The sequence below is a fragment of the Aquabacterium sp. genome (assembly GCF_004297345.1).
Classification (GTDB): domain Bacteria; phylum Pseudomonadota; class Gammaproteobacteria; order Burkholderiales; family Burkholderiaceae_C; genus Aquabacterium.
The window spans coordinates 1-12330 of sequence record NZ_SCTN01000249.1 but is presented as its reverse complement, the minus strand read 5'-3'; the positions used below and the strand labels follow the sequence as shown (position 1 = coordinate 12330).

Below are 12330 nucleotides of genomic sequence, written 5' to 3'. Positions count from 1 at the left end.
CACGGCCCAGCCGGCGTGCAGCGGCGGCAGGGCCGTGCGCCGCAAGAGCCAGCACTTCGAGGCTTATGAGGCCGTTGCCAAGAAGTTTGCCAAGCTGCTGGGCATGGACCCATGGCTGATCAACCCCATGTACTCGGTGTGTGACGAGGTCAACTTCCAGGAAGGCACGGGCAGCGAATGCCTCGAGTCTCAGGTCGATGCCCTGCTCAACAAGATCCGCCGCAAGTACAAGGAATACGGCATCAACGAGAAGCCCTTTGTCATCGTCAAGGCCGACAACGGCACTTACGGCATGGGCATCATGACCGTGCGCGATGCCAAGGAAATCGTCGATCTGAACCGCCGCACGCGCAACAAGATGTCCGTGGTCAAGGATGGCCAGGAAGTCTCCCGCGTGATCATCCAGGAAGGCGTGCCCACCTACGAGCAGATGAATGACGCCGTGGCCGAGCCCGTGGTCTACATGATCGACCGCTATGTGGTGGGTGGCTTCTACCGCGTGCATGCCGACCGCGGCATCGACGAGAACCTCAATGCCCCTGGCTCCAGCTTCGTCCCCCTGGCTTTTGCCGAGCAGACGCAATTGCCTCGCCCTGGCGTCAAACCGGGCGTCAGCGCACCGAATCGCTTCTACATGTATGGGGTTATCGGACGACTGGCCATGCTGGCTGCCAGCTACGAGCTGGAAGCCACGGATCCCAACGCCGAAATCTACAGCTGATTGGCCACAGGTAAAGCCTTGGGCTTGTGCAGCGCAATAAAAATGCTCAGGTTCGGCGGCACAATGGCGACGTGTTGAACTGCATCGCCTGATCGTGCAAACCACTGAAGAAGGGCAAGCCCACACAGCAAGGTCTAATCCCAAGGGCGCCCAACTCGCTGCGCTGACACTCGGTGCGCTTGGCGTTGTATATGGCGACATTGGAACCAGCCCTCTTTACGCCTTGAAAGAGGTGTTCAACACCGGCCATGCGCCTCTCAACCATGACAACATCCTGGGTGTGTTGTCGATGGTTTTCTGGACGTTGACCATCGTCGTATCGATCAAATACGTCGCGCTGGTTCTGAAGGCTGACAACAATGGCGAGGGAGGCACCATGGCGCTCATGGCGTTGGCATCCAGTGCCACCGAGTCCAAACCTCGTCTTCGCTATGTACTGATCGTCATGGGTATTTTGGGAGCCGCGTTGTTTTACGGCGATGGCGTGATTACTCCTGCCATTTCAGTGCTCTCGGCAGTTGAAGGTCTGGAGATTGCCACCCCAGCGTTCAAGTCCTACATTGCCCCCATCACGTTGATGATCCTTGCCTGCCTGTATGCCATGCAGAAACACGGCACAGGAGCCGTAGGCAAGTTCTTCGGCCCCATCACGGTAATCTGGTTCGCTTCCCTGGCGGGCTTTGGTGGACTATGGGTGATGCGACAACCTGAGGTGCTACAAGCATTGAATCCCTATTGGGCCATCCACTTTGGCATGGAGCGCGGCTGGACAACCATGCTGGTGCTCGGCTCCGTATTCCTTGCTGTTACAGGTGCCGAAGCTTTATACGCGGACATGGGGCATTTTGGCAAACTACCTATCCAATTGGCTTGGTACACCTTGGTTTTTCCTGCCCTGATCCTGAACTATTTTGGACAAGGTGCCCTGCTGCTGGCCAAACCAGAAGCCGTAGACAATCCATTCTTCCTGATGGTGCCTGGCTGGGCGTTATTGCCTATGGTTGGGTTAGCAACGATTGCCACCGTCATCGCGTCTCAGGCCACCATTTCCGGCACGTTCTCTGTGACCAAACAAGCAATTCAGTTGGGCTATTTGCCTCGTCTGAATATGGTCTATACGTCTGTCAAAGAGGCTGGTCAAATTTATATTCCGTCGGTCAACTGGATGCAGTTCACTGCGATCGTCATCGCCGTGGGTATTTTTGGTTCATCCAGTGCGCTAGCGACCGCGTACGGAATTGCAGTCACGGCCACCATGGTGTTGACCACCTTGATGATCTTTTTTGTCATGCGGTATCGCTGGAACTACCCTTGGTTGTTGTGCGCAGGGAGTACCGGTTTTTTCCTGGTAATCGAACTGATTTTCTTCTCTTCGAACATCCTGAAGGTGCTGCACGGCGGTTGGTTCACCTTGATGATCGCCGGCTTTGTATTCAGCATCATGTTGACCTGGAAGCGTGGTCGAATTCTCATGGCTGACGCTCTGCGGCTCGACGCAATTGATCTTCCTAGCTTTCTCGATGCGATATTCCAGAGTCCTCCAACACGGGTTGAAGGAACCGCAGTCTTCCTGAATGCAGAAAAAAGCAACACGCCTAATGCGATGTTGCACAACTTAAAACACAACAAAGTGCTGCACCGTCAGAACTTGTTTGTCACGGTCCGATCCCACGAAATACCGTGGATCCCAGAAGCGAACCGCGTCGAAATTGAATCGCTCAACCACGACTGTTGGCAAATTACGTTGAACTTCGGCTTTATGGACCAGCCTGATGTTCCTCAAGCCCTGAAGTTGCTGGCGCATCACGGAATTGAGCCAAAACCAATGGAAACATCCTATTTTCTGTCACGTGACATCGTTATCCCAACGATCGGTTCGGGCATGGCACCATGGCGTGAAAAGCTGTTTGCAAGCATGCATCGCAATGCGGCCGACGCTGCGGGCTTCTTGAGTTTGCCAGCCAACCGCGTGGTCGAGTTGGGATCCAAGGTCGAGATCTGAGCGCACACACCGCGCCCAAGCCCCACGTGCTGCGGGATTTGTCGCCCGCAGCCGTCTCGGCGGGCTTTGTGGCCACGCTGGTGGGCTTCACCAGCACGATTGCGCTGATCTTCCACGCCGCACGCTCGCTGGGGGCAACGCCCGAGCAGGTGAGCTCATGGGTGCTGGCGCTGGGCCTCGGCATGGGCCTGACCACGATCGGCCTGTCGCTGTGGCAACGCGAGCCGATTCTCATCACCTGGTCCACACCTGGTGCCGCCGTGATCGCCAGTGCGGCCACGGGTATCTCGCTGGGTGAGGCCACCGGCGCCTTCCTGGTCTGCGGTGTGCTCATGCTTCTGTGTGGTGTGACGCGCTGGTTCGAGCGCATCATGGACCGCATCCCCGTGGCGCTCGCCTCTGCGCTGCTGGCCGGCATCCTGGCCAAGTTTGCCTTGATGGCTTTTGCGGGCGGCTCCACGCACCCCGCACTGGTCGTGACCATGCTCGTGACCTATCTGGTGGGCAAGCGCTGGTGGCCGCGTTATGCCGTGCTGGGCGTGCTGGTGATTGGCACGGGCCTGGCTGCCGCACAAGGCCTGCTCAACACGCACGAACTCAAGCTGAGCTGGGCCCAGCCCGTCTGGGTGACGCCGCAGTGGTCCTGGCATGCGGTGATTGGCATGGGCTTGCCGCTGTTCATCGTGACCATGGCGTCTCAAGCAGTGCCGGGCGTCTCGGCAATTCGCGTATCCGGCTATGCGGCACCAGTATCGCCATTGATGAGCTGGTCTGGCGTGGCCACCATCTTGCTCGCGCCCTTTGGCGGCTACACCTTCAATCTGGCCGCCATCACGGCTGCCATCGTGCTGAGCCCGCATGCCCATACCGACAAGGCCAAGCGCTACACCGCTGCGGTGATGGCCGGCCTGTTCTACATTGCCATGGGCGTGCTGGGCGGCGCGGTGGCGGGTCTGCTCAACGCTTTTCCTTCGGCCTTGATCATGGGCGTGGCAGGCATGGCCTTGCTGGGCACGATTGCCAGCGGGTTGGCCGCCTCGTTGCGCGAGGACCGTTTCAGAGAGGCCGCCCTTATCACGTTTCTGGTGACGCTGTCGGGCGTGACACTATTGGGCGTAGGCTCCGCGTTCTGGGGACTGGTCGCCGGCACGCTGACGCTGTTCGTGGAAAACTTCCATACTCGTCCTACCAACGACATAGACTCACCATGAAGCTCCTCTTCGTCGCCGACCCGCTGCACACCTTCAAAACCTACAAGGACAGCACTTTCGCGATGATGCGCGAGGCCGCATCGCGAGGACATGAGTTGTGGGCGTGTGAACCCCAGGACATCATCTGGCAACGCGGCGGGCAGGTGCAGGCGCAATCGCGGCGCATCACGCTGACGGGTGACGCACACGACTGGTTTGCCGAGCAGGAAGCCGCCGAGGTGACCTTGGCCAGCATGGACGCCGTGCTGATGCGCAAGGACCCGCCCTTCGATGCCGAGTACCTCTACACCACCCACCTGCTGACGCAGGCCGAGCGTGAAGGCGCGCGCGTGTTCAACAAGCCGCAGGCGCTGCGCGAACACCCAGAGAAACTGGCCATCCTCGAATTCCCGCTCTACATCGCGCCCACGCTGGTTACGCGCAGCATCGAAGCGGTGCGCGCCTTCCACGCCACGCATCAGGACATCATCCTCAAGCCCCTGGACGGCATGGGCGGCATGGGCATCTTCCGTGTCAAAGAAGACGGGTTGAACCTGGGCAGCATCGCCGAAACGCTGACCAAGGACGGCCAGCAAACCATCATGGTGCAGAAGTTCCTGCCCGCCATCGCGCAGGGCGACAAGCGCGTGCTGCTGATCGATGGCGAGCCCGTGCCTTACGCGCTGGCCCGCATCCCGCAAGGCGGCGAAGTGCGTGGCAATCTGGCTGCGGGTGGCAAAGGTGTCGCCCAGCCTTTGAGTGAATCAGACTGGGCCATTGCCCGCCATCTGGGACCCATCCTGGCCGCACGTGGCCTGCTGCTGGTCGGCCTGGACATCATCGGCGAGCAACTCACCGAGATCAACGTGACCAGCCCGACCTGCTTTCAGGAGATCACGCAGCAAACGGGTTGGGATGTGGCCAAGCGCTTCATCGATGCGCTGGAAAACAAGCTGCAGGCCCAGCAGGCCTGATCCACAGCCTGATCAGAGCGCACCCGGCCCGGTGGCCTTGAACTGCGCACCGAAGCTGTTGAGCAGCCCCAGGCGATTGGCCTCGAACACAGCTTCGCTGCGCGAATGCACGGCCAGCTTGCCGTACAGCTTCTTGATGTAGGTCTGCACCGTGTGCACGGTGATGCCTTGCTGACGAGCGATCTCGGCATAGGAAAAGCCGCGTGCGATGAACTCCAGCACCTCCTGCTCGCGGCGGCTGAGCACGATGGGGGCTTCGGCATCGGCCTGCGATGAATTCAACACAACGGGCGCCGTCGGCTGCGAACTCAATGCCGCGGCAGGCGCAGCAGACACGGCCGGCTGCATGCGACGCAGCAAGTGCCGCGCAATCATCGGCGATATCGGCGAGGCGCCACGCTTGACGGCCAGCAGCGTCTCAGCGATGTCAGCGGCCTCATCATCCTTGTGCACATAGCCCACGGCACCGGCTTCGATGCTGGCCAGCACATTGGCCTCATCCCCGAACATGGACACCACGAGCATGTCGCACTGCGGCCAGCGCTGGCGCACCGTACGCATCAAGTCCAGCCCGCTGCCATCAGGCAAGCCCAGGTCGACCAGCAGCAGATCGGCCGTTTCTTGCTCGAACCAGGCTCGCGCAGGCGCCAGGGTGCCGAACGAGGCAGCCAGTTGCAGTTGCGGGTGTCCCTGCACGCAGGATTCCAGAAAGGTACGCGTAGCCTGGTTGTCTTCAACCAGCACCACGCGCCAGACTTCGTGTGTTGCCAATGAGCTCATGCTGCGGAGGATAAATCAAGGTGGCCATCACGCTGCATGGGCAGGATCAAGCGCAGTTCGGCACCGCCTTCTGGCGGCGTGAGGAATTCAATGCGGGCGCCGATCACGCTGGCACGCCCACGCATGGTCTGCAGGCCCTGCCCTTCTCCTTCGTTGTGCCAGCCGCGGCCGTTGTCAATCAGGCTGACCTGCAGGTGATCACCGGCGTCCCTGGCCGACAAGGTCAAGCGCGTGGCACCAGAGTGCTGCAGCACGTTGGACAGCCCTTCAAACAGGATGTATTGCAACTGACGCAGCGCAGGCGCGTGCCCTTGCGGCCAGTGCGGGAGCTCGGTCACATCCCATACCAACTCCAGGCCTGCGGCCTTGAGCCGTGGCGCGATCCGAAAACGCAGGCTGGCCAAGAGGCCCACCACGTCACCGGGCGACAAGGACAGCGCATCAACCGACAGCTTGAGCTGATCCAGAGAATCACGCAAAGTCTGCGTCACCAGGCCCACATCCACCGGTCGGCCAGGCGGTGATTGCAGTTGCCGCAGCGCCGAGGTCAAGTGCGCACCCACGCCATCGTGCATGTCCTGCAGGATGCGGCTGCGCTCGGCTGAGACGGCTTGCGCCCGCTCCAGTTCGGCCAGACGCTCGAAACTCTCACGCAGCGCAACTTCACGCTGCGCCAGCGTGTCAGCCAGGCTGCCATTGAGGCGATTGAGCGCCCGCCGAGAACGGCCATAGTCACCCGCCAGCACGTAGAAGATGCAGCTCATCATCACGGGGCTGACATAGGGCAACAGGTAAATCGAGTCGAACGGCAGCAAGTTGATCTGAAAAGCCAGATCATGTGCAGCAGCGGGGATCAGCAAGGCGCAACCGCCCAGGAACCATTCACGATCACGCCGGCGATGAAGGATCAGCGAAAAGATGGCCTGCACCATGCAGACCATGAAGACCGCGTACACCACACAGAAGGCTTGGGCACACCCCACGACCGTGAACTGGAACGTGGCCCAGACCGGTGTGGCCACAAGCAGCAACAGGACGAAAGCCTCGAAGCGCTGAGATCGGCGACCGGCAAAACGCCTGAAGAACAGGCTCATCAACAAGGCCGACCACGCCATGGTCACAAAGGCGCCGCGCTCCCAGATGGCCGGCGGCAGGAAGGACCGCGATGCTACCCAGGCTGCATTGCCGATCCCCCAGAGCATGGCTGCGGCCCCCTGAAAGCCGATGGCGCCCAGATCGGGATCCCGCCACCACACGATGACCATGAAGGCGCCCAGCGCCAGCATGGCAATGTTGGCAAAGTAGGTCCCATCCACCTGCAGCATGGCACGCCACCTGTAGGGCTCTTCCAACTGCGCAAGGGGGCCGACCTGAATGGGTGCCAGGCCATCCCGGCTGGCATAGCCGCTCACCACCTTGATCTGAATGAGGTTCTCGCCCTCCTGCCAGACGCGAGCGGGCACCTGCACCAGCGCCGGCACATACCAGTTGCGCGTGACGGGCTCGCTCATGGAGCCCGAATAGGCCATGGGCATGCCATTGACCCAGACTTGCGCATTCATCACGGCACGCGGCAGGTAGACCGCCCAGATGCCGGAGGGCGCATGCGGCAGGATGACCTTGAAGCGGTACCACATCGCGCCTCGAAAGCCAGGGTGGGTCGCGCTCCAGCGATGCGGCAGGCGCACATGCAGCCAGGGCGAGCCTTGATCCGGCGGGGTATCCGATCCGGGCAGGATGCAGGCCTCATCCAGGCGGGAGGCTTGGTCGCCCTGCAGGATCACAGCAGGCACAGATCCGAACAGAGCTGGTCCCGCAACAGGCGAGGCGGGCATGCTCATGCTTGCATGCACCACGGGCTCCACGGGCGACACGGTTGAGGCCGTGCCTGCCGCGCCCAGCACACATGCCATCAGCCCGAACAGGCACCAACGCAGGACCTTCCATGAACCCATGCGCACATTGTCGCGCGAGCGGCGACAATACCGGGTTACCGACACCCCCTCGATCAGGCCCCGTGCAGACCCGCGCATCTCGAACATCACGCGCGAGGCCCCTGGAGGCCCTGAATCGACCACTGGATTTCACATGGCTGTATTGACCCTGAGCAACGCCTGCCTGGCATTTGGCCACGTTGCCCTGCTTGACCACACCGAATTCGCCCTGGAAACAGGCGAACGCGTCGGCCTGATTGGCCGCAATGGCACAGGCAAATCGTCCCTGCTGAAGATCATGGTGGGCCTGGACAAGCTCGACGATGGCCAGGTGCAGGTGCAAAAAGGCATCGAACTGGCTTATGTGCCCCAGGAACCAACGTTCAGCGATGGCGCCACGGTGGAAAGCACCGTGAGCGAAGGCCTGGGTGACATCCGCGAGTTGCGCGAACGCTTTGAAGCCCACGCGGAAGGCGATGACCTGGACGCCCTCATGACCCAGATCGAAGCCCGCAACGGCTGGAACTGGGAGCGGCGCGTCGAAGAAACCATGCAGCGCCTGAATCTCTCGGCCGATCTGTCGATTGCCAGCCTCTCGGGCGGCATGAAAAAGCGTGTGGCCCTGGCCCGCGCCCTGGTCGCCAGCCCTGATGTGCTCTTCCTTGACGAGCCCACCAACCACCTGGATCTGGATGCCATCACCTGGCTGGAAGAGTTGCTGGTCGATTTCAAAGGCAGCATCGTGCTGATTTCCCACGATCGCGCCTTCCTGGACAACGTCTGCACCCGCATCGTCGAACTCGACCGCGGCATCCTGCGCAGCTACCCCGGCAACTTTGCTGCCTACCAGGGCCTCAAGGAGCGCGAACTGGCCGACGAAGCCTTGGCCAACGCGCGTTTTGACAAGCTGCTGGCGCAAGAAGAAGTCTGGATCCGCAAGGGCGTGGAAGCCCGCCGCACGCGCTCAGTGGCCCGCATCAAGCGCCTGGAAGGCCTGCGCGATGCACGCTCCTCACGCCGCGATGTGGTTGGCCGCGCCAAGATGGAAGTCTCGCAAGGCGATCGCAGCGGCAAGATCGTGGCCGAGCTGGAAAACGTCGGCAAGACCTATGGAGGCCGTGCGGTAGTCAAGGGTTTCACGGGCACCATCCTGCGTGGGGACAAGGTCGGCCTGGTGGGCCCCAATGGCGCTGGCAAGACCACGCTGCTCAAGATGATCCTGGGCGAGTTGCAGCCCGACAGCGGCACGGTCAAACAAGGCGCGAACCTGAACGTGGCCTACTTCGATCAGATGCGCGACAACCTCAATCTGGACGCCACCCTGGCCGACTTCATCAGCCCCGGCAGCGAGTGGATCGAGATCAACGGCTCGCGCAAGCACGTGATGGGTTATCTGCAGGACTTCCTGTTCTCGCCCGCCCGCGCCAACTCCCCCGTGCGCACGCTCAGCGGCGGCGAGCGCAACCGCTTGCTGCTGGCGCGCCTGTTTGCCAAGCCATCCAATGTGCTGGTGCTGGACGAACCCACCAACGACCTGGACATCGACACGCTCGACCTGCTGGAAGACCTGCTGGCCGAGTACCCCGGCACTGTCTTCCTGGTCAGCCATGACCGCCGCTTCCTCGACAACGTGGTCACCAGCACCCTGGTCGCCGAAGGTGAAGGCGCCTGGCGCGAATACGAAGGCGGCGTGGAAGATTGGTTGATCCAGTCACGCCGCGCCAAGGCCATTGCCGCTGGCAAGCCTGGTGCCGCCAACATCGCCGCCGCCACCAAGCAAACGCCTGAAGCCAACACCCGCACACCCGTGGCCGTGGCGACTGACACGGCACCTGCTGCGGCACCTGCCGCGCCCGTGGTGGCCAGCCCGAAGCGCAAGCTCAGCTACAAGGAGCAGCGCGAACTGGACGAGCTGCCCGCCCGCATCGAGGCGCTGGAAACCGAACAGGCTGAGCTGAACAAGCAGCTGGCCGACCCGGATATCTACAAGAAGGAAGGCGCCAATGTGGCCGCCATGCACGCCCGCGTTGAAGTCATCGACGAAGAGTTGATGATGCTGCTGGAACGCTGGGAATTGCTCAGCCCGCGCTGAGCACGCCCGCGCGCAGTCAGTCAGGCCCGCACCTAGGCCCGCATCTGCATGGCCTGACTGCCGCCGCCTTGAGAGAAGAGCTCGATGCAGGTCGCTTCAGGCTCTTCACTTTGCAGCACCGCATCCACCAAAGGCGCCAGGCGACGCGTATCGGCGCGCAGCACGCGCTGCTTGACCGACGCGATCTGCGAAGGATGCATCGAGAACGTGCGCAGGCCCATGGCCAGCAGCAACTCGGTGAAAGTCGGGTCGCCCGCCATTTCACCGCACACGCTCACGCCCTTGCCTGCGGCACGCGCCTGCTGGATCGTCGAGTGCATCAACTGCAGCACGGCGGGGTGCCAGGGATCGTAGAGATGGGCCACGGCCTCATCGGCACGGTCAATCGCCAGCGTGTACTGGATCAAGTCGTTCGTGCCGATCGACACGAAATCGAAATAGCGCAGGAACACAGGCAAGGTCAGGGCCGCAGCCGGCACTTCGATCATCGCGCCCAACTCGACCTCGCCGAACGGCTTGCCTGAATCGGCCAGTTGACGGCGCGCATGGGCGATGTTGTCCAGCGTCTGGCGGATCTCGCGCTGGCTGGCCAGCATGGGGATCATGATCTTGACCGGGCCATGGTGCGCGGCACGCAGCAGCGCACGCAACTGGCGGCGGAACATGCTGGGCTCGGCCAGGCTCCAGCGAATCGCACGCAGTCCCAGCGCCGGGTTCAGCACCGACTCGTGGCGCAACTCGCTGGCCGACATGCCTTCCAGCGGCTTGTCGGCACCCACGTCCACCGTGCGGATGACCACGGGCAGGCCCTTCATGGCCTCCACGGCGCGGCGATAGGCGTCGTACTGCTCCTCTTCGTCCGGCAGGTTGTCTGCCCGACCCATGAACAGGAACTCGCTACGGAACAGGCCCACGCCCACGGCACCGGACTCCAGCGCCCCAGGGCCGTCTTCCGGCATCTCGATGTTGGCCAGCAGTTCGACGCGTTCGCCGTCCAGCGTGACGGCCGGGGTATGGCGCAAACGGGCCAGGCGTGAACGCTCCAGCTCGCTCTGGCGCTGGCGGAAGCGGTATTCCTCCAGCACGATGGGCGAGGGATCGACGATCACCAGGCCGGCATCCCCGTCGATGATGATGCAATCGTCCTGGCGGATCAGGCTGCTGGCCTGGCGGGCACCCACCACGGCCGGAATATCCATGCTGCGCGCCACGATGGCCGTGTGCGAAGTCTTGCCGCCCACATCGGTCACGAAACCGGTGAACACGCTGCGCTTGAAGGACAGCATATCGGCCGGGGCGATGTCATTGGCCACCAGCACCAGGGGCTCGTCACCGCCAAAATCGCGCGTGCTGCGATTGGCGTCCGGCACGGGCGAGGGCTCACCTCGGCTCAGGCTGCGCAAGAGGCGCTCGATCACCTGCTCCAGGTCAGCCTTGCGTTCACGGATGTAAGGATCCTCCATCTCGTCGAACTGGCGGGCCAGCACTTCCAACTGCGCCGATACCGCCCATTCGGCGTTGTAGTGCCGCTGGCGAATCCAGTCTGCGGCGGCGCCCATCAAGGCCTCGTCCTGCAGCAGCATCTGGTGCACATCCAGCAAGGCGGCCAGTTCGGCAGGCGCATCGGCGGGCAGATCGCGCTTGAGCGTTTCGAACTCATCGGCCACCACATCGCGGGCGGTGTACAGGCGCGCCACTTCTTCATCGATCAGGGTTGAATCGATGAAAACGTGCGGCACGTCCACCCGGCTGGATGCGACCAGCACGGCCCGGCCAATGGCCACCCCCCGGGAGACGGGCAAACCGAATATCTGGATGCTCATACACCCGATCCTAGCAGCGTGGACCTGCTCCGTGTTTCAGGATTTGTCATGAGGATTAACGCGGATCAAATGCCCCAGGGCCGCTCAAGCGCCATTCACGCAAATGTCATGACAAGTTCACGGGGGCGTCACCGGCCATGGCAACACTGCCATCTCATGTCCATGAAGCCCACACGACTGGAGATGACGATGCGTGACCTCCCCCTGCCCACCCTGCCGATGGCAGACCTGTCCTCCCAACTTTCGGCCGAATCCCGCGCCGCCCGGAGGTCACTTCACCCAAGCTCTGACACACAGCAGCTCACTGGTGGCAAACAACGGCAGGCCCTGGAAGTCGTTTGGGCTCGCACTGAAGAAGATGTTCGCGCTGCGCAGCGCCTGAGATACGACATCTTCGCCGGCGAAATGGGCGCGCGCCTGAGCGTGCCGCCCGGCAGCCCCGAAGGCCACGACATCGACCTGTTCGACAGCTACTGCGAGCACCTGCTGGTGCGCCTGGGCTCCGACAACGGCGAACCCGGCGAAGTGATCGGCACCTACCGCGTGATGACGCCCGATGCAGCCAAGCGCGTGGGCGGCCTCTACAGCGAAACCGAATTCGACCTCACCCGCCTGCGCCCCCTGCGCGGCAAGATGGTCGAGCTGGGCCGCTCCTGCGTGCACCCCGACCATCGCCACGGCGGCGCCATCATGGCGCTGTGGGGCGCGCTGGCCGAGTTCATGGTTCGCAACGATCTGGACACCATGATCGGCTGCGCCAGCATCAGCATGCGCGACGGCGGCCACGTCGCCGCCAGCCTGTGGGAGCAGTTGC

9 protein-coding genes are annotated in these 12330 nt (G+C 62.3%); 6 read left to right on the top strand and 3 right to left on the bottom strand.

Features of this window, described 5'->3' with window-relative positions:
• The 4 genes from gshA to gshB form a co-directional block, all read left to right on the top strand.
• Positions 1-721, top strand: a 721-nt coding sequence (gshA, locus tag EPO09_RS08785; protein WP_290642234.1) for a glutamate--cysteine ligase, incomplete at its 5' end; no start/stop codon positions are given.
• 94 nt (positions 722-815) lie between these two features.
• Positions 816-2723: a potassium transporter Kup gene (locus EPO09_RS08780; RefSeq protein ID WP_290642232.1), complete on the top strand. Its 1908-nt coding sequence runs from the start codon at positions 816-818 to the stop codon at positions 2721-2723.
• A gap of 26 nt (positions 2724-2749) precedes the next feature.
• Positions 2750-3934 carry a benzoate/H(+) symporter BenE family transporter gene (locus EPO09_RS08775; RefSeq protein WP_290642230.1) on the top strand — a complete coding sequence of 395 codons (1185 nt, stop codon included), beginning with the start codon at positions 2750-2752 and terminating at the stop codon, positions 3932-3934.
• Positions 3931-4887: a glutathione synthase gene (gene gshB / locus EPO09_RS08770; protein ID WP_290642228.1), complete on the top strand. Its 957-nt coding sequence runs from the start codon at positions 3931-3933 to the stop codon at positions 4885-4887. Before EPO09_RS08775 ends, gshB begins: the two co-directional genes overlap by 4 nt.
• Positions 4888-4899: 12 nt before the next feature.
• On the opposite strand, the gene EPO09_RS08765 is transcribed toward gshB, so the two are convergent.
• Together EPO09_RS08765 and EPO09_RS08760 are read right to left on the bottom strand one after the other, a co-directional pair.
• Positions 4900-5667, bottom strand: a complete 768-nt coding sequence (locus EPO09_RS08765) for a response regulator transcription factor (RefSeq protein ID WP_290642226.1) — start codon at positions 5665-5667, stop codon at positions 4900-4902.
• Positions 5664-7622, bottom strand: coding sequence for an ATP-binding protein (locus EPO09_RS08760; protein ID WP_290642224.1), 1959 nt, complete (start codon positions 7620-7622; stop codon positions 5664-5666). Before EPO09_RS08760 ends, EPO09_RS08765 begins: the two co-directional genes overlap by 4 nt.
• A 133-nt stretch (positions 7623-7755) precedes the next feature.
• Here EPO09_RS08760 and EPO09_RS08755 point away from each other — a divergent pair, with 133 nt between their 5' ends.
• The gene (locus EPO09_RS08755) at positions 7756-9693 is read left to right on the top strand and encodes an ATP-binding cassette domain-containing protein (RefSeq protein WP_290642222.1); all 1938 of its coding nucleotides are present in this window, start codon (positions 7756-7758) and stop codon (positions 9691-9693) included.
• Between the two features lie 32 nt (positions 9694-9725).
• Here EPO09_RS08755 and ptsP read toward each other — a convergent pair whose 3' ends face one another.
• Positions 9726-11516 carry a phosphoenolpyruvate--protein phosphotransferase gene (ptsP, locus tag EPO09_RS08750; protein WP_290642220.1) on the bottom strand — a complete coding sequence of 597 codons (1791 nt, stop codon included), beginning with the start codon at positions 11514-11516 and terminating at the stop codon, positions 9726-9728.
• Positions 11517-11705: 189 nt separating this feature from the next.
• Between ptsP and EPO09_RS08745 the strand changes: the two genes are divergently transcribed.
• Positions 11706-12330, top strand: a 625-nt coding sequence (locus tag EPO09_RS08745; protein WP_290642236.1) for a GNAT family N-acetyltransferase, incomplete at its 3' end; no start/stop codon positions are given.